General features: G+C 41.1%; 16 protein-coding genes and 1 other RNA gene. 4 read left to right on the top strand and 13 right to left on the bottom strand.

What is annotated here, in order from left to right; translation table 11 throughout:
• Nucleotides 1-10: 10 nt before the first annotated feature.
• Nucleotides 11-1,603 carry a 2,3-bisphosphoglycerate-independent phosphoglycerate mutase gene (gpmI, locus tag A1232T_RS11755; RefSeq protein ID WP_077449588.1) on the bottom strand — a complete coding sequence of 531 codons (1,593 nt, stop codon included), beginning with the start codon at nt 1,601-1,603 and terminating at the stop codon, nt 11-13.
• A 335-nt stretch (nt 1,604-1,938) separates the two neighbouring features.
• On the opposite strand from gpmI, the gene ssrS reads away from it, so the two are divergent.
• Nucleotides 1,939-2,130: non-coding RNA, 6S RNA (gene ssrS / locus A1232T_RS11750), on the top strand.
• A gap of 143 nt (nt 2,131-2,273) precedes the next feature.
• Here ssrS and A1232T_RS11745 read toward each other — a convergent pair.
• Nucleotides 2,274-2,912: an FxsA family protein gene (locus A1232T_RS11745; RefSeq protein WP_077449587.1), complete on the bottom strand. Its 639-nt coding sequence runs from the start codon at nt 2,910-2,912 to the stop codon at nt 2,274-2,276.
• 185 nt (nt 2,913-3,097) lie between these two features.
• On the opposite strand from A1232T_RS11745, the gene ruvC reads away from it, so the two are divergent.
• On the top strand, nt 3,098-3,682 hold the full coding sequence (gene ruvC, locus A1232T_RS11740; protein WP_077449586.1) for a crossover junction endodeoxyribonuclease RuvC: 585 nt from the start codon (nt 3,098-3,100) through the stop codon (nt 3,680-3,682).
• A gap of 108 nt (nt 3,683-3,790) precedes the next feature.
• Here ruvC and A1232T_RS11735 read toward each other — a convergent pair whose 3' ends face one another.
• The 6 genes from A1232T_RS11735 to A1232T_RS11710 all read right to left on the bottom strand — a co-directional run bounded on the left by A1232T_RS11735 (nt 3,791) and on the right by A1232T_RS11710 (nt 9,308).
• Complete coding sequence (locus A1232T_RS11735; protein ID WP_077449585.1) at nt 3,791-4,639, bottom strand: META domain-containing protein; 849 nt, start codon at nt 4,637-4,639, stop codon at nt 3,791-3,793.
• An 8-nt stretch (nt 4,640-4,647) separates the two neighbouring features.
• Nucleotides 4,648-5,277, bottom strand: a complete 630-nt coding sequence (locus tag A1232T_RS11730; protein ID WP_077449584.1) for a glutathione S-transferase family protein — start codon at nt 5,275-5,277, stop codon at nt 4,648-4,650.
• A 263-nt stretch (nt 5,278-5,540) separates the two neighbouring features.
• Complete coding sequence (locus A1232T_RS11725; RefSeq protein WP_007393659.1) at nt 5,541-6,182, bottom strand: peroxiredoxin; 642 nt, start codon at nt 6,180-6,182, stop codon at nt 5,541-5,543.
• Nucleotides 6,183-6,457: 275 nt separating this feature from the next.
• Entirely contained in the window at nt 6,458-7,147 is a 690-nt protein-coding gene (locus A1232T_RS11720; RefSeq protein WP_077449583.1) for a DUF2057 domain-containing protein, read from the bottom strand.
• Between the two features lie 116 nt (nt 7,148-7,263).
• A complete protein-coding gene (gene hda, locus A1232T_RS11715; protein ID WP_077449582.1) occupies nt 7,264-8,076 on the bottom strand; it encodes a DnaA regulatory inactivator Hda in 813 nt (270 codons plus the stop codon).
• Nucleotides 8,077-8,207: 131 nt separating this feature from the next.
• Nucleotides 8,208-9,308 carry an AI-2E family transporter gene (locus A1232T_RS11710; protein ID WP_077449581.1) on the bottom strand — a complete coding sequence of 367 codons (1,101 nt, stop codon included), beginning with the start codon at nt 9,306-9,308 and terminating at the stop codon, nt 8,208-8,210.
• A gap of 314 nt (nt 9,309-9,622) precedes the next feature.
• On the opposite strand from A1232T_RS11710, the gene purM reads away from it, so the two are divergent.
• Both purM and purN read left to right on the top strand, forming a co-directional pair.
• The gene (gene purM / locus A1232T_RS11705; RefSeq protein ID WP_077449580.1) at nt 9,623-10,714 is read left to right on the top strand and encodes a phosphoribosylformylglycinamidine cyclo-ligase; all 1,092 of its coding nucleotides are present in this window, start codon (nt 9,623-9,625) and stop codon (nt 10,712-10,714) included.
• A 1-nt stretch (nt 10,715) separates the two neighbouring features.
• Entirely contained in the window at nt 10,716-11,429 is a 714-nt protein-coding gene (gene purN / locus A1232T_RS11700; protein ID WP_167367075.1) for a phosphoribosylglycinamide formyltransferase, read from the top strand.
• 87 nt (nt 11,430-11,516) lie between these two features.
• Here the strand turns inward: purN and A1232T_RS11695 are convergent, their stop codons facing one another.
• The 5 genes from A1232T_RS11695 to A1232T_RS11675 form a co-directional block, all read right to left on the bottom strand.
• Entirely contained in the window at nt 11,517-12,176 is a 660-nt protein-coding gene (locus tag A1232T_RS11695) for a LysE family translocator (RefSeq protein WP_077449579.1), read from the bottom strand.
• A 29-nt stretch (nt 12,177-12,205) separates the two neighbouring features.
• Nucleotides 12,206-12,940 carry an ABC transporter ATP-binding protein gene (locus A1232T_RS11690; RefSeq protein WP_077449578.1) on the bottom strand — a complete coding sequence of 245 codons (735 nt, stop codon included), beginning with the start codon at nt 12,938-12,940 and terminating at the stop codon, nt 12,206-12,208.
• A gap of 65 nt (nt 12,941-13,005) precedes the next feature.
• Nucleotides 13,006-14,019, bottom strand: coding sequence for an ABC transporter substrate-binding protein (locus A1232T_RS11685; protein ID WP_244152461.1), 1,014 nt, complete (start codon nt 14,017-14,019; stop codon nt 13,006-13,008).
• A gap of 23 nt (nt 14,020-14,042) precedes the next feature.
• Entirely contained in the window at nt 14,043-14,822 is a 780-nt protein-coding gene (locus A1232T_RS11680) for an ABC transporter permease (RefSeq protein WP_077449577.1), read from the bottom strand.
• A 269-nt stretch (nt 14,823-15,091) separates the two neighbouring features.
• Nucleotides 15,092-16,489 (bottom strand): NAD-dependent succinate-semialdehyde dehydrogenase, encoded by a 1,398-nt coding sequence (locus tag A1232T_RS11675; RefSeq protein WP_077449576.1) that lies wholly within the window; start codon nt 16,487-16,489, stop codon nt 15,092-15,094.
• Nucleotides 16,490-16,519: the final 30 nt, after the last annotated feature.

Genomic DNA, 16,519 nt, shown 5'->3' with positions numbered 1-16,519 from the left:
TAGCTGATGACTATTTAGCTTCTAACAAGTTGATACCCGTCATTTCTTTAGGTATCTCAAGACCCATTAGATCTAATAGCGTTGGCGCCACATCACTTAGTTTACCGCCTTCACGGACTGTTACCTTTTTATCGCCCACATAAATCAAAGGAACCTGTTCGGTGGTATGCTGCGTATGCACCTGACCACTTTCGTAGTCCTGCATCTGCTCACAGTTACCATGGTCTGCTGTAATTAACATATGTCCACCGGCTTTAATAACTGCTTCAGCCACTTCACCGACAGCCACATCCAAGGCCTCTACGGCTTTAACTGCTGCGTCAAAGTTACCAGTGTGACCTACCATGTCACCATTGGCATAGTTCACTACCAACACATCATACTTACCAGATTCAATAGCTTCTACTAAGCTTTTGGTGACTTCCGGAGCGCTCATCTCTGGCTTTAAGTCATAAGTTTCCACATCCGGTGATGGAATTAGAATACGAGACTCACCGGTGAACTCATCTTCTTTACCACCACTAAAGAAAAACGTAACGTGAGCAAACTTCTCAGTCTCAGCAATTCTTAGTTGGGTTTTGTCATTATTTTGTAGATACTCACCTAGGGTGTTATGTAGTGTGGTTGGCTTATAAGCTACTGAAGTTTTTGGGTTAGCAGCCAACTCGTCAGAGTAATGAGTCATCATGACAAAAGCCGATAAATTAGGCTGCTTCTTACGGGCAAATCCTGAAAACTCATGATCTGGTAAGATGAAAGCTTGGCTTAACTCACGGGCTCTATCAGCACGGAAGTTCATGAAGATAACGGCATCATGATCGTTAATAGTCGTTGGTGTCTCACCATGCTCAATTACCGTCGTTGGACTAACAAACTCATCTGTCTCACGAGATTTATAAGCCGCCTGAACTGCGCCATCTGCTCGTGTAGCCATTCTCTCTGACTCCCCTAAGGTCAATAGGTTATAAGCCTTCTCTACTCTATCCCAGCGATTGTCACGGTCCATAGCATAGTAGCGACCAATAATACTGGCAATCTGCACATTACTTTCATAATAAGCATTTAAGTTAGCTAAGAACTCTTTTAGACGCTTAATGTATTTATCAGCAGATTTTGGTGGTGTATCACGGCCATCTAAGAAACAGTGAACATAGACCCCAGTCGCCCCATGGACTACAGCGGCATGACACATGGCTTCAATATGGTCTTGGTGAGCGTGAACGCCACCATCTGATAATAGACCCATGATATGCAAGTTACCCTCTCCATCTTTCACTGCATCTAGAGCTTCTAATAAAGCAGGGTTTTTATAAAAATCACGGTTTTTGATATCACGAGAGATACGGGTAGAGTCTTGGAAAAGCACTCGGCCCGCTCCTAAGTTCATATGACCTACTTCTGAGTTACCAAACTGACCTTCAGGTAAACCCACATCTTCACCCGACCCTGAGATTAAGCCATGTGCATAAGTGCTGTAGATACGATCTAGATTGGGCGTGGTGGCAGCAGCGACCGCATTGTCCTGCTCATCCTCACGATATCCAAAGCCATCTAAAATCATTAGAACGTGTGGAATTTTTTTGTTGTTATCAGCTGCTACCATTTACTTTATCTCCATTTGTAGTGCAATATTTCAAGGAAAGTTAGATTCTTTAAGGTTGGAAAATTAAATCAAATATACAAAACTATTAAAATGAACATCAAAATTGACTATCTAATTCTAACACACTCGCCAGTTTAACTATAATGTAAGATTGTGAACGCCTGTAATATAAGGGGTTTAGAGCGATAATATAGAAGTTAATATTAACCATATCCTCTAAATTGAAACTTAAGATATACAAGCAAACAATTCTCTGGCTTGAGTCTTTGTTAACATTATTAACAAACTTATATAGCTTTAGGTTTGCAAGTTCATAAAAAATTGGTTAGTATTTAAATACTCTGAAGTGTTCGCCAGTGGATGTTATTCCCTGAGCCGATAATGCACTAAATGGATGTGCTATCTATTGTTTCATTGCGTATGCCTGCACTGCTTGCAGTGTCTCAGGAAACCTTAAGAGACAGTGACACATCCGCCCTGAACTTCACGGTTCATGGGTCCCCATCCAACAGCGGCACTTCGGTTCTAAATTCTGTTATGGCTTATTAAGTTAAATAATAAACTTTGATTTGTAAGCTATCAAAAAACCCTTTTACTTGAAGTAAAAGGGTTTTTTTATTGTTTGGACAAAAGCCAGTTGGTTATTTATTTAACTGGCATATCTAACCGGCTATTCATCGTTAGCAGGCTTCTCTAATTTTTTCACATCTTTGATAACCGGCTTAGCTGAGCCATCTACCGTAGTGTTTTGCTTAAATCCATTACCAAATGGGCTAGCATTTTTAGAGCCTGGTTGGTTGTTGAATGGGTTTTGACCGCCGCCGAATGGGTTTTGACCTCCAAATGGATTACCACCAGCACCCATGCCACCAAATGGATTTTGACCTCCCATTTGACCGCCCATCTGTTTTGCCATCATTTCCATCATTTTTTGCTGATTATTCATGACGTAATTATTGGCCATATCTTTTAGTTTTTTCTGCACAGGTGGTAAGACTACTAACAAGGCTAGAATGTCAGACAGTAGACCAGGTATCAGAAGTAATAATCCTCCTACTGCCATAGCTACCGTTTTGATAATGGTGTCTTCAGGTGGACGCATGGCGGGATTCATCATACCCCCTGCTTTCATCTGCTGCGCCATAGGGTTTAAGGTAGTCATACCACGACGTATTAAGCTAAGCCCAATAACAGCAGCCACGATAAACCAGATGAATACCCACCAGCCACTGATAAATTGTGCCACTAAATACCACAGTAGCATTTCAATAATAAACCATACGATGGCTAAGCCAACTAATTGACCCATAATGTGTCGTCCTATTTTGATTTTGAAAATAACTAAAATTTAATATGTATTAGATATATGGGGATGGCTTGCTATACTATCAAATCTTAAGTGAATTTTGTTGAGGAATAATACTGAAATTTTGTCTGTATTCAACAAAATTCTGCAGCACAAACTTTATAATCTTTAGGATAATTTGATTTATTATGGCGATAATTATTGGTATTGATCCCGGCTCTAGAATGACAGGTTACGGTATTATTCATCAAAAAGGAGATACCTTACGTTATCTGGATGCTGGCACCATCAGAACCGACACCAAAGAGATGCCAGAACGTCTAAAGCGCATATTCAATGGGATTACCCGGATTACTCAATACCATCAAAAATACTCTGATGAACCTATTCATGCCGCCGTTGAGCAAGTCTTTATGGCTGAAAACCCCGACTCTGCTCTAAAATTAGGCCAAGCCCGTGGAGCTGCTATTGCCGCTTTGGTAGCTTTAGACTTAGAGGTGTCTGAATACACCGCACGACAAATTAAACAAGCAGTCTGTGGCTATGGCGCGGCCGATAAGGGTCAGGTGCAAGAGATGGTCTGTCGTATCTTAAAGCTTGATGTCACCCCGCAACAAGATGCCGCCGATGGTCTTGCCTGCGCTATTTGCCATGCTCACTCTAGCCACTCTATGAACAAGCTTCTTATGAATACCACGCTACGTGGTCGTGGTGCATCCAAGAAAAAAGGACGTTGGCGCTTAACTGAAGAGGACTTGGCCAGTTTAAAATAAAACTAAGTCTTAAAAAAAATCGCCTATAACTTATATAGGCGATTTTTTATTTTAATAATTTAATAACCGGTTAATACTTTATTGGCTCAAGCAGCCCAGCTTCTAGCTTTAGTTAACTACAGAGCTTTCGACAATACGGTCAAACACATAGACAAACTGCTTACCCTTAACCTCTACTGGGTCAACCGTAAAACGCTTTAGGCGCAGCACAGTATCGACACTGCTATCATGGTTATAGCCTTCAATATTATCTACAAAGATATCCCAGTCACCTACCCCTTTTTTAATACCCTGTTCATCATAATAAACCGGTCTTACTTTCAGGCAGGTCTTTTGATCAGGATTAGGACAATCTTGAAGCTGATGGTTCACTTCCCAAAAGACCAGATCGGGCTGCTGCTGATACTTAGCTTCTGCAGTTGCAGTACCTTGCCAAACCAAAGTCTCCCCTGTCGCAAATTCCTGAGTTAACAGCGGCTGAGTCGTGGTTGACTTACTCGGGTTTTCAACAGATAGCTTAAGCTTACTATTACCCGGCATTAATTGAGCCATCAGCCTTTCTGCTGGGTCTAGATCTTCACAATACATCTCAGTACTTATAACATCGCCAATTTTTAGCTGCTGATTGGATATCGTAAAGTTACCGCTCATACTATTACAGCCTACCGTGAAGCTGGCATATTGAGTACTTTGTTGCAGATAGAACTTCAAGCGCACCTGGTCTTTAATCGCTTCTAAAGCTGATAAGGGATCACCTTGCTTGTCCTTGGCAGACAGTAATTGCCAATGATAGTCAGCCAAAGTCGCTGTATTGAGTATCAGCTTGTTTTCAGTATTTATCATAGTATTGGACTGGGCTGCAGTAGATTGGGAAGTGAGTGAATCTATTTTTTGACAACCGGTTAGTAGTAGGCTACCTGTAACCATAGTAATAAACAGAGTTTTTGCAGACAGCATAATATTCCTTACTTTTTAAGACCAAAGCGTTCATTCATTGAATTGTAGAAACGAGCGATGCCTTCACCATGTGCGGTTGGATCAAACTTCAATAATCTTCCAAAATCTAAACCAATATAAAAGACGATATCTGCATAACTTAACTGGTCACCGACTAAGTAATCTTTGTCTTTTAGAATATCGTTAAAGTAAGGCAAGACTTTTTCAGCTCTTTTAATGGATTTGGCTGCAAACTCAGGCACTTGATCTACCCGTTTGGCCTTTGATGGATGACTGTGTTGGAATGCGAGCATAAAGTTATATAGCACTTCAAATTCAGCGGTTCGTCTTATAGAGCACACCTGAGCACGCTGAACCACATCATTGCCCATCACGGAGCGCTCTCCGTAGACTCTATCTAAGTACTCACAAATTGCTTGTGAGTCATTGAGTACGGTGCCATCTTGAAGCACTAATACCGGCAATAACTGTAGCGGATTAATCTTACGAAACTCTTCAGTTAAATGCTCACCCTTTGTCATGTCGATATCAATCACATCAATATCATCAATGTCGTCGATATCTATGCCCTTAGCTTGCAAAAGAATGATTACTTTACGTGGATTAGGCGCCATACGAGTTAAGTATAGTTTTTTCATTTCAAACTCCCTTTGATTTAGTTTTATCTTTGATATATATAGTTTTAGTTATCCCTACTTGCTCTCTAATCATATCAAATTCAATGAATAACACCATATCAATATTTGTTAATAAAATAGGTTTTCGTTTTATAAGTTTTATTTTGATTGTCTAAGTTTTAATAGTATAAACAGATAAAAAAAGCCCCCACAACTTATTTTGTGGGAGCTTTTTATTTTACTTAGCTTCTGGTCTTTAAACCGTTTAGCCTTACTACCTGCCGTTATTTATTTGGCTGAGGTGTAGTACGTAAGTAAGGTTTAATCTCAGTGAAGCCTTTTGGATAATCTTTTTCAGAGATATCTTCAGTTTTGATGCTTGGTGGGATGATAACGTCATCACCATCTTTCCAATCTACAGGAGTAGCAACGTTATACTCATCTGTTAATTGTAGCGCATCAATAGCACGAAGGATTTCATCAAAGTTACGGCCAACACTTGCTGGGTAAGTTAGGATCAAACGTACTTTTTTCTTTGGATCAATGATAAATACGCTACGTACTGTGTGAGTAGTCGCCGCATTTGGGTGAATCATGTCGTATAATTCAGCAACTTTTTTATTCTCATCACCAATAATTGGGAAGTTTAAAGCAGTACCTTGAGTCTCACCAATATCACTTGCCCACGCTTTATGATCTTCTACATCATCTACAGAGATACAGATTGGCTTAACACCACGCTTTTGAAACTCACCATTTAAGGCTGCAGCACGACCTAATTCAGTAGTACATACTGGGGTAAAGTCAGCTGGGTGTGAAAAGAATACTACCCAGTTATCACCTGCCCAATCATAAAAGTTAATATCACCCTCAGTTGTTGGGGCGTCAAAGTTTGGAGCATCATCACCTAAACGTAAATGTGCCATAGTAAAAATCCTTATTTATAATTGATTTATTTAACCACTCTCATGCACAGGTGTCCTATGCAATTAACAATATACTATCAAAATAAATATATTAAAACTATGCCATATTGTAAAGGCGTTATACCGTTTTAGCCTTTGCCTCCAACCTTTTATTTTATTATGCAATTAATAAAAAACCCGCCAGTAAGCTGACGGGTTTAATAGACTATTATTGTTTTTAAACGTAGCTTAATAAGCCATAAAAGAACAAATTGAGGTCTAGTTCAAAACAACAGTTACTTTTGAATCCACTGACGGATTTTTTCACGCTCATTAGGAGTCGCTTGTAACCACAACTGCATGAAGTTGTCTAAAGTATCTGCTTTGGCACTATTACTGGTCGTAGTGGCTTCAACGGGAGCAATAGCTGTAGCCGAATTAGATTGAGTAGTGGTTGATGAGCTATTAACTGCAGCAATCGCTTTTTGGTTCTCGATCTGCGCGTCATTGCCACCAAATATAGAAGACAGACCTGAGAATAAGCCACCTTGTTCAGTGGTGCCTTTTGTCTGTGCTATCACAGTTGAGCCTTTCATCACTGCTAAAGTTGGAGCCTTAGCGTATTTCTGGGCCTCTTGGTATCTTTCTGGTTGACCTGGCATTGCCAAACGATAGGTTTGGTTGTCTTCTAAGTCAGCAGTTACTGTTACATTTCCAGAGCGCAAATAATCATGATTATCACCAGTAAGATCATACAGACGATCATATTTGGCTGTGATAACGTGCTTACCTGGCTGTAAGGTAAAGGTTTTTTGTAAGGGTTGAAATAAGCTGGTGTTGTACTGCTTACCGTTTAACACAGTGACTTTAATATTATCATCTACTTTCAAAGTCACATCAGCATGTGCAAATGTTACCGAGAATAAACCGATACCTGCTACAGTTAAAAGTTTATTAAGCAGGGGCTTGTGGGTTGTATCAGTCATGAGCTAGCCTTAAAGAATATTGGAATTAGGTGAATATTAATTTTTAAAAAAGAAAATAAAAATATGCTGTAGCATAACTGGAAAAAATTACAATTTAAAGATTATCTGCTATTTTTTTAAAAGTTTAAAGTCATATTGTCACGATAAGGATTGCTCTCTTCTGACTTAGATAAGAAGTCCTCGTGAGCTTCTTGATGAATATCCTCAAGCTCCGCCATAAGGGTTTGTTCATCAATCATAGTAATGGCCTGATTGATCACAGCCTTGGACACATGAGAGCGATTTAGGTTAGAAAATAGCGGCTGGATAATATTTAAGATATCAAGCATACCCCCAATACGGTGTGGGCCTTCATTCAATAGATGCTCAGCAATACGAGAGTCAAACTGCCAACCCCGTCTACGCATGACCGACTCAAGCATGGCTTTTCTATCTGCAATATTATGACCTTCTGGTACTCTAAAAGCTGGAGACTGGATCAGTCGAGTGAGTAAATCAGGAAGCTCAAACGGCAACTCTGTAGCTGGTGTCTTGGCAGCAAAGATTAATTGGCCTTGACCTTCACGGCTGCGATTAATTAAATGGAAAATAGCCTCTTGCCACACTCGACTATTGCGAATGGCTTCCAAGTCATCAATAGCAACCAAGTCAAAGCTTTCAAGCGAGGCCAATACCCCCACATCAGTGTTGACCAACTCTTTTAAAGAAAGACAGATAGCAGACTTATCCATCTCCATATAAGATTCGCAAATGGCCGAAAGTAAGTGTGTCTTACCGGTAGCAGCACTACCATAGATATACATCTGTCCAATTAAGCCAACATGCAGTTGACGAACAGCATCGATTAAAGTCGACCAGCCCGGCCCCGAAAAATCGCTCAGGCTAGCATCTCTCCTTACTTCCAGATTTAAACTTAATTGATTTGTCATCAGGCTAGTATCTCGGCTCGATATAACTTTATAACGTTTATTTATATCACAATTTTATGAACAATAATATGACATTACCTTGTAATAAGCCAGTAAACCCTAACAAACACTTTTTATCTCCTAGCAGTTAACTACTCAAATAATTTATATTGCTTTCGGCCTTTATACCAATCTGTATTCTGATAAGCGGCATAAGCATGACGGAATAAGACATTAATAATGGCAGAAACTGGGAGAGCAATTAGCATTCCCACAAAGCCTAGCAAGCTTGCGCCCGCCAGCACAGCAAATATTACCCATAGCGGAGACAGCCCAATTTTGTCACCAAGAAGTAGTGGCTGTAAGATATAACCTTCTACCGCCTGACCCACCAAGAATGCCCCCACAATAAGCCCAAGCTGTAGCCAATCTAGGCCAAACTGGAAGAGTCCGGCAATGATGGCTGCAATAAAGCCAATACCAAAACCAAGGTAGGGCACAAAACTGGCAATACCTGCCACCATACCAATAATTAACCCCAGCTCTAATCCAATAAGCTGTAATTGTACCGCATAGACCACCCCTAGCAATATCATGACCAACAGCTGACCTTTAATGAAGGCCATTAATGCTTTGTCACAATCATGGGCAATCTCAATGATTTTCTTTGAGCTGGCCGCAGGTAAAGCAGCTTTCCAAGTTTGCAGACGCTCATTCCAATTAAATAAGAAATAAAAGGTCAAAATAGGAACCAAAACCACAAGACCGGTATTATTAATAACCGTTAGCCCTGAGTTCATAACATGGAGTAATAATGACTGAGCATCTGCCACATTATAGTTTTTATTGAGATACTCAAGCATAGTATCAGAGACGATCTGTGACTCTAAGACAGGCAAGTTGAAACGACTGTTATCATTGACCCAGATACGCATATCGCTGTTGTACCACTCAACCAGTCTTGGGAAGTATTGCCACGCCGACTCAATCTGTATCCATAGCGTAGGTAGCAGCCACCATAATAAAGCCACAAACCCAAAGATGATGGCGGTATACACAATCAAAATAGACAACCACCTAGGCATAATACGAGCCAATCGCGCCACGATGGGATTAAGAAGATAAGCAAGTATAAAGGCACTTAAAAAAGGCAAAATAACAGGAATTAGCAAATATATAAGCCATAAACCAATTCCGATGGCGACAATGGCAAATAAACGCTTAAAAAAGGGGTCAAATCTTGCAACTTGCATAGACAGTCTTCTCTATAATCCAAAAGCTTCACAAAAAAATGAAATTATCTTTTTTTGACATTTAATTAAATTTGAGAACTTAAATAATAAGTCATAATTAACTCTATAATAATCCACAACAACGTAATCATTAACTGAATTTTGGTCATTTTTTGTTTTTATCATCAATTAATGCTCGTTAAATTTTGCGAGCCTTGTGTTTTTGCGTATAATGCCACCAGAGAACTGCTATTTGCCAATTTGTGCACTTAGTTTTTTATCTAAACCTTCTATTATTTTATTCTCACATTCGCTTATTAAGGTCTGCTGCTACCATGAGCCATCCAAATTCTAATGCATCTGCTAACTCGTCAACTCAAGACAAGCCAACTTCACTAAGCTATAAAGACGCTGGTGTGGATATTGATGCAGGTGATGCCCTAGTTCAACGCATTAAATCTGTTGCTAAATCAACCACTCGCCCTGAAGTTGTTGGTGGTCTTGGTGGATTTGGCGCCTTATGCCGTATTCCTACAGGCTATAAATCACCGCTATTAGTATCAGGAACAGATGGCGTGGGTACTAAGCTTAAGCTTGCCCTTCAGTTAGACCGTCATGACACCATCGGTATTGACCTAGTGGCCATGTGTGTCAACGATTTATTGGTGTGTGGTGCTGAGCCTCTATTCTTCTTAGATTACTATGCTACTGGTAAATTAGACGTAGATACTGCAGCCTCAGTTGTGGGCGGTATCGGTGAAGGCTGTAAACAGTCTAATTGTGCGCTAATCGGTGGTGAAACTGCTGAAATGCCAGGCATGTATCAAGATGAAGACTACGACTTAGCTGGCTTCTGTGTGGGTGTGGTTGAAGAGTCTGAAGTTATTACTGGTGAAAATGTTGCTGAAGGTGATGTTCTAATCGGTATCGCATCAAGTGGTGCTCACTCAAACGGTTATTCGCTAATCCGTAAAGTTATCGAAGTTAGCGGTGTAGATATCGCAAACTCTGACGAGACTTTAGACGGTCAGCCTATTGCTGATGCGTTAATGGCCCCAACCAAAATCTATGTCAAATCTATCCAAGCGTTACAAAAAGCACTGGGTAATAGCAAACTACATGCTATGTCGCACATCACAGGTGGCGGATTTACTGAAAACTTACCTCGCGTATTACCAGAGAATTTAGCCGCTAAAATTGATATCCAAAGCTGGGAGATGCCTGAGCTATTTAACTGGCTTCAAAAGCACGGCAACATTGAGCAGTCTGAAATGTACCGTACTTTCAACTGTGGTGTAGGCTTCGTAGTTGTGGTACCCGCTGAAGTGGCTGAGCAAGCCGTTAGCATCTTAAATGATGCCGGTGAAAAGTCTTTCATCTTCGGTGAAATTATCGCTCGTACTGATGATGCGGTGGTATATTCGTAACATGACTGATTCACACTCTTTATCGAAAAAACCTTTGAAGGTTGCAGTCCTAGTTTCAGGAAGTGGTAGCAACCTTCAGGTACTAATTGACGCCATGAATGCCGGTAGCTTACCTATCGAGATTGTCGGTGTCATTAGTAATGTTAAAGAAGCTTACGCGGTGACTCGAGCACAGCAAGCTGGGATAGCCACAGCCGTATTCTCTCATATCACTGAAGGTGAGAATGCTGGCAAGCGTATGGGGATTAAAACCTTTGAGCGCCATGCTGGTGCTCAGCTTAACGAGTGGCAGCCTGATTTGGTCGTATTGGCTGGCTTTATGCGTGTACTGAGTGATGATTTCATTAGCGGCTCACCGGCACCAATGATTAACCTACACCCTTCATTATTGCCAAAATATAAAGGGTTAGATACTCATCAGCGTGTTCTAGAGTCTAGCGACGCCCATCATGGCTGTAGCGTGCACGTGGTCACAGCTGAGCTTGATGCTGGTCAGGTATTGACTCAAGCGATGCTTGCAGTTGATCACAGTGAGTCTGCTGAAGAGCTGCAAGCACGTGTTCAAAAGCTTGAGCATCAAGTATTGCCATGGACCATTTTGCTTATCGCTCAGGGCGCACTAAATCTTAAGGCTATTAATGAGAACGCAGATGCAGCCCCTTATCTGCCTGCCCTACCGTTGAAGCTTTGGCTAAATAGCCAAATAGCTAGATAGTTAAACCTAAGCCAAACAGCAACAAGCCAAGTAAAATCAAACTTTAAACAATAAAAAACCCAAGTCATGACTTGGGTTTTTTATTGTTTAAAGTTTGGCACTCATCAACCTTAGCCCCAAACCAATAAACACCACCCCACTTATCTTATTCAGCCAAACCTCAATGCTTGGATTTTGTCTCAGCTGTTCACTAAATCTTGCTGCTAGCAGTGCTAAGCTTACGCACCACACCACACTTGTGGCCGCAAAGCTTAATCCTAGTAAAGAAAAAGACAGCATCGCATAACCGTAATTGGGGTCGATAAACTGGGGGAAGAAGGCTAAAAAAAACAAGGCTACTTTGGGATTGAATACATTGGTCAATACCCCTTGCTTGTAAATTTGCCATGGGTTGATTCCCTGCTTCACCTCAGGAATTACGCCTTCGGATAGCTGATCAGCAACTTGCGTGCTATTGTTAGCCTTGGGCCATAACAGTCTTACTCCCAAATAGCACAGATAAAGTGCCCCTATATATTTGACCACAGTAAAAGCCAGTGGATAACTTGCCAACAGTACAGACAAGCCAAGCGCCGCTAACAAGGTATGCACTAAGATACCAGAGGTAATGCCTAACGCTGAAAACACGCCTGCCTGTGGCCCTTGTGAGATACTCCTCATAATAATATACAAGCTGTCTGCACCTGGAGTTAAATTTAGCAGCAAGCCTGCTGCCAAAAACCCCCAATAATTCTCGATACCAAACATCATTAAATCCTTTTAACTGGCTATCCGTTTTATGGGGCTTGAATGGCCGCCAAGATTTGTTTTTTTAACACCAAATATTGTTGGCTGTCCAAAAAGCCTTCCGACTTAGGAATGACAAAGTGTTCGGTTAACTGAGCGGGCTCACCCTTCAATACATAGAGATGGTCGGAGAGATAAATCGCCTCATCAATATCATGGGTGATAATCAGACAGGTTAATTCCAAACGCTTTTGGAGCTGACTAAACCACTGATACATCTCGTCTTTGGTTACAAAGTCTAAGGCGGAGAATGGCTCATCAAGTAGCATAATCGGGTTATCGCTTAAGTAAGTGCGCAGTAAAGCTGCTCGCTGACGTTGACCACCCGATAAGGTCTGTGGATACTGATGCTCCAACCTCTGAAGGCCAAAGTGAGCCAGTTGCGGTGTTACAACCTCTTCAATCTTTGTCTTACTATAACCCTTTAAAGTAAGCGGCAGGGCAATGTTATCAAACACACTCTTAAACGGCAGCAGTAAGTCTTTTTGGAGCATATAGCCTACGGTACCTGCCTGCCCTGTGGTCTCAACCCCGTTTATCCAGACCTCTCCAGAGGTAGGCGTAAGCAACCCTGCTGCAATATTAAACAGCGTGGTCTTACCCACCCCACTGGCACCAACGATACTTACCACATCATTTTTTGTCACTGCCATATTTAAGTTTTCAAATATAGGCTTTTGCTCAAAGGCATGGGTAATTTCTTTTAAAACAAGTACCTTATCCATTACTAATACAGCTCACTTTATCGGATACTGGGTCAAGACAACAGGGTGTAAGTAGACCAAAATAATTACAGATAATCGTTACTAACACCCGCTTGAGGCGGAAGTGGTTTTTCTAACAGACCGTTTTTATAAACCCAGTCATAAAACCTATCCCAACGGGCATAATCAAACTTACCCCAATCACCCTCTTCATCTAAATATTGAGTTGAGATATATTTTTGACTGGCAAGCGCAAGCTCTTTATTGGTCTCAGGCGCATGCTTTACTAATATCTCCGCCCCTTCTTCAGGGTTATTTGCTGCATAGATATAGCCTTGCTTCATTGCTGCCAAGGTCTTTCTCACCAACTCTGGATTGGTTTCCAACAGCTTATTATTAGTAATAATTACTGGGGCATAATAATCAAAGCTTGGCTCATAGTCCTTTAAGAAGAAAAAGTTGGTATCTACATCTTGAAGCTGTGCATGAATACCATCCCAGCCATAGTAAGCTAAAATATAATCAAATTGATTCATTCTTAAAGCCACGGTAGCATCTGTCGCCTCGCCTGGAATTTTCACCAGCTCACTGCCTACGATATGGGCCACAGTCGCATCATCAATAGGATCTTCCCAGGTTGAGTAACGTTTGCCGTTTAAGTCTTTTGGCGACTGGGCTCCCAAAGATTTTAAGCTCAAAAGCCCTGCTGGGTTGTGCTGCAAAATTGCTGCTACGGCAGTAATAGGTACGTCTTTGGCCAATCTTGAAGTCATATTTGACTGGAAGTACACCCCAAAGTCTGCTCTATTATTGGCCACTAGCGTTGAGGCACTGTCTTCACTAGGTTGAACAATTTTGACCGCCAAACCTTGATCCGCGAAATATCCTTTTTCTTGGGCCACATACAGACCCGTATGATTGGTATTGGGCACCCAGTCTAATGAGATCACAACTTCTGTAAGACCATCCTCACCTCGTTTGGTACTATCCGCTTTTGGCTGACAGGCCACTAAACTTAGCGCCATAATCACAAGTAACGATAGCACAACCATAGAATACAAATTGTTGGCTTTAATACGACTTGAGCTTAAAATTGCCACTATGAATCCTCTTTTAAATTATTTTATAAATAGTTATGACGTAATACTCGTCTTTCCAACCATTTCACCAGTCCGATAAGCAAAATCGTTAGGAAACTGATTAAAAAAATCACTGCAAACATACTGTCTAAATCATAAGATTTACGGACACGGGTCATATATACCCCTAGTCCATGATACCCCCCTAGCCATTCAGCAATAACTGCTGAGATTAGGGCATAGGATAAAGCCACTTTCAAACCAGTAAAAAATGAGCCCATGGCTGAGGGTATTTTCAAATGGCGATACAGCTGATACCTCGAAGCCTTCATCGACTTAAAGAGGTTTAAATGCTCACGGCTGACAGACTGATAGCCATCCACTAAAGCAATGGTTATCGGAAAGAATACCGCCAAAACAACCAAAACCACTTTAGGAGTAATCCCATACCCAAGCCAGATAATTAATAACGGGGCTATGGCAATGGTGGGAATGGTTTGGTTCAACAAAATAACAGGATAAATCAGCTCTTTCATGGTCTTCGATAAATCCATGAGGATCGATAACACAAAGCTGATGATAAGCCCAATCGCTGTTCCTATAAAAGCTGTCGCTAAGGTGTACTTGGCATGCTCCATCAATAATGGAAAATCTTCAATAAAGGCCTCAACAATCTGCAGCGGCGAAGGTAGTAAGTAATCAGGTATCACCTCTAATGATACACACAGCTGCCAGAGCACCAGTATTAAAACAACTAAGATGTGACTTTTTATTAGACTAATAATCTGTCTACTAACTTGCGGTCGCTTTTGTACAGGGGTCATTATTAAGAATCTCAGTAAAGCTAACAAAAGGGTAATAACACTTACTTAAAGGCAATGCTTAGGATTTTAGCAAAATAATACGGCCATTGGCGGATTTAACAAAGCTTTATTGTAGGATTTTAAGCCGCTTATTTACTCGTTATCGAGTATTGTAGGATTTAAGGTAATAAAAAAATCCCCCAACACTTATGTGCTGAGGGCTTTTTGATTTACGAGTGGCTATATCTAAAGCTAGCCTGATAATTAACCTGCTAATTTTAATCTAATAATTAAGCAGGAGCTTGGCCAACCACGTGTAACGCCTTAACGTTAACGAACTCTTTGATACCAAAGCCACCATGCTCACGACCAAAGCCAGAGTTTTTCACGCCACCGAAAGGAAGACCTGGGTGTACTAAACTATAGCCATTGATATAAACCATACCTGTATCGAAGTATTTGGTTGCTAAGCGAATGGCCTTGTCTTCAGCTTTTGAGAATACACCACCGCCTAGACCATAGCGACTATCATTAGCAATACGGAAGGCATCTTCTTCATCTTTGGCACGAATTAAAGAGGCAACGGGACCAAATAGCTCATCTTTATAAGCCGGCTGGTCTTCAGTAATGTTCTCTAAAATGACTAAAGGATGGAAAGCACCTTCTTTCGATAAGCTTGAATCAAGCTCACTGCTATAAGCGATTTTCGCCCCTTTATCGATACTCTCTTGCATTTGCTGTTGCAAGGTATCACGCTGCTTGGTACTCGACATAGGGCCTACATCTGTAGACTCTTGCATTGGATCGCCTACACTGTAGCCTTTAAACTTCTCAATAAGTAGTTCACGGAATTTGTCATAGACAGAGTCCACTACTACGAAGCGTTTTGCCGCCACACAAGTTTCACCATTGTTGTACAGTCTAGCGTAAGCACAAGTTGCTGCCGCCAGTTCTAAGTCAGCATCATCAAGGACGATGAACGCATCGTTTGAGCCCAGCTCCATAACGGTTTTCTTCAGAACTTTTGCAGCTTGTTGGGCAACCACTGCCCCTGCTTTATCACTACCCGTTAAGGTCACGCCACGAACTTTATCATTTTCAATAATTTGCTCAGATTGATCATGGCTGACGATTAGGGCACGGAATAAGTCATTTGGTAAATCCGATTCGTGTAGGATTTTTTCAATCAATAATCCAGAGCCGGTTACGTTAGAGGCGTGCTTTAATAAGATGCTGTTTCCTGCCATCAAGTTAGCGATTGCATAGCGAATAACTTGATAAGCAGGATAGTTCCAAGGCTGGATACCATAAACGATACCGATTGGCTGATAAGTGACGATGCCTTTTTTAATCCCTTCTAGGTCACGCTCGTCATCAGCTAGCGCTGCTATACCTTGATCGGCAGTAAAGTCACAAATGCTTTTACACAAATCGACTTCTTGCAGACTATGAGTATAGGTTTTACCTCGCTCCTCAGTCATCAAACTTGCCAACTCTTCTTTATACTCAATCAGTTTTTCACCGATTGAACGAATAACTTTGGCTCTATTTTCTGGCGTCTCTTCTCGCCATTTTAAGAAGGCTTCATGAGAGGCATCGATGATGCTATTAACTTCTGAATCACTCATATAGCTATATGACGTGATTTCTTCACCGGTGGCAGGATTTATAGTAGTAATATCTGACATAGGGATATCCTTATTTATTATGCTAGTAAG

The sequence above is a fragment of the Psychrobacter pasteurii genome, assembly GCF_900162815.1.
GTDB classification, from domain to species: Bacteria; Pseudomonadota; Gammaproteobacteria; order Pseudomonadales; family Moraxellaceae; genus Psychrobacter; species Psychrobacter pasteurii.
The sequence above is the reverse complement of the archived record's forward strand: the minus strand, read 5'-3'. Positions and strand labels throughout refer to the sequence as shown.

Excerpts from the sequence above, each read along its gene's own strand:
- A1232T_RS11690 (WP_077449578.1), bottom strand. The coding sequence starts at position 12,940 with ATGGATAAGGTACTTGTTTTAAAAGAAATTACCCATGCCTTTGAGCAA.
- A1232T_RS11745 (WP_077449587.1), bottom strand. The coding sequence starts at position 2,912 with ATGGGTCAATTAGTTGGCTTAGCCATCGTATGGTTTATTATTGAAATG.
- purM (WP_077449580.1), top strand. The coding sequence starts at position 9,623 with ATGAGCCATCCAAATTCTAATGCATCTGCTAACTCGTCAACTCAAGAC.
- A1232T_RS11710 (WP_077449581.1), bottom strand. The coding sequence starts at position 9,308 with ATGCAAGTTGCAAGATTTGACCCCTTTTTTAAGCGTTTATTTGCCATT.
- A1232T_RS11720 (WP_077449583.1), bottom strand. The coding sequence starts at position 7,147 with ATGACTGATACAACCCACAAGCCCCTGCTTAATAAACTTTTAACTGTA.
- A1232T_RS11730 (WP_077449584.1), bottom strand. The coding sequence starts at position 5,277 with ATGAAAAAACTATACTTAACTCGTATGGCGCCTAATCCACGTAAAGTA.
- A1232T_RS11735 (WP_077449585.1), bottom strand. The coding sequence starts at position 4,639 with ATGCTGTCTGCAAAAACTCTGTTTATTACTATGGTTACAGGTAGCCTA.
- purN (WP_167367075.1), top strand. The coding sequence starts at position 10,716 with ATGACTGATTCACACTCTTTATCGAAAAAACCTTTGAAGGTTGCAGTC.
- ruvC (WP_077449586.1), top strand. The coding sequence starts at position 3,098 with ATGGCGATAATTATTGGTATTGATCCCGGCTCTAGAATGACAGGTTAC.
- hda (WP_077449582.1), bottom strand. The coding sequence starts at position 8,076 with ATGACAAATCAATTAAGTTTAAATCTGGAAGTAAGGAGAGATGCTAGC.
- gpmI (WP_077449588.1), bottom strand. The coding sequence starts at position 1,603 with ATGGTAGCAGCTGATAACAACAAAAAAATTCCACACGTTCTAATGATT.
- A1232T_RS11695 (WP_077449579.1), bottom strand. The coding sequence starts at position 12,176 with ATGTTTGGTATCGAGAATTATTGGGGGTTTTTGGCAGCAGGCTTGCTG.
- A1232T_RS11680 (WP_077449577.1), bottom strand. The coding sequence starts at position 14,822 with ATGACCCCTGTACAAAAGCGACCGCAAGTTAGTAGACAGATTATTAGT.
- A1232T_RS11675 (WP_077449576.1), bottom strand. The coding sequence starts at position 16,489 with ATGTCAGATATTACTACTATAAATCCTGCCACCGGTGAAGAAATCACG.
- A1232T_RS11725 (WP_007393659.1), bottom strand. The coding sequence starts at position 6,182 with ATGGCACATTTACGTTTAGGTGATGATGCTCCAAACTTTGACGCCCCA.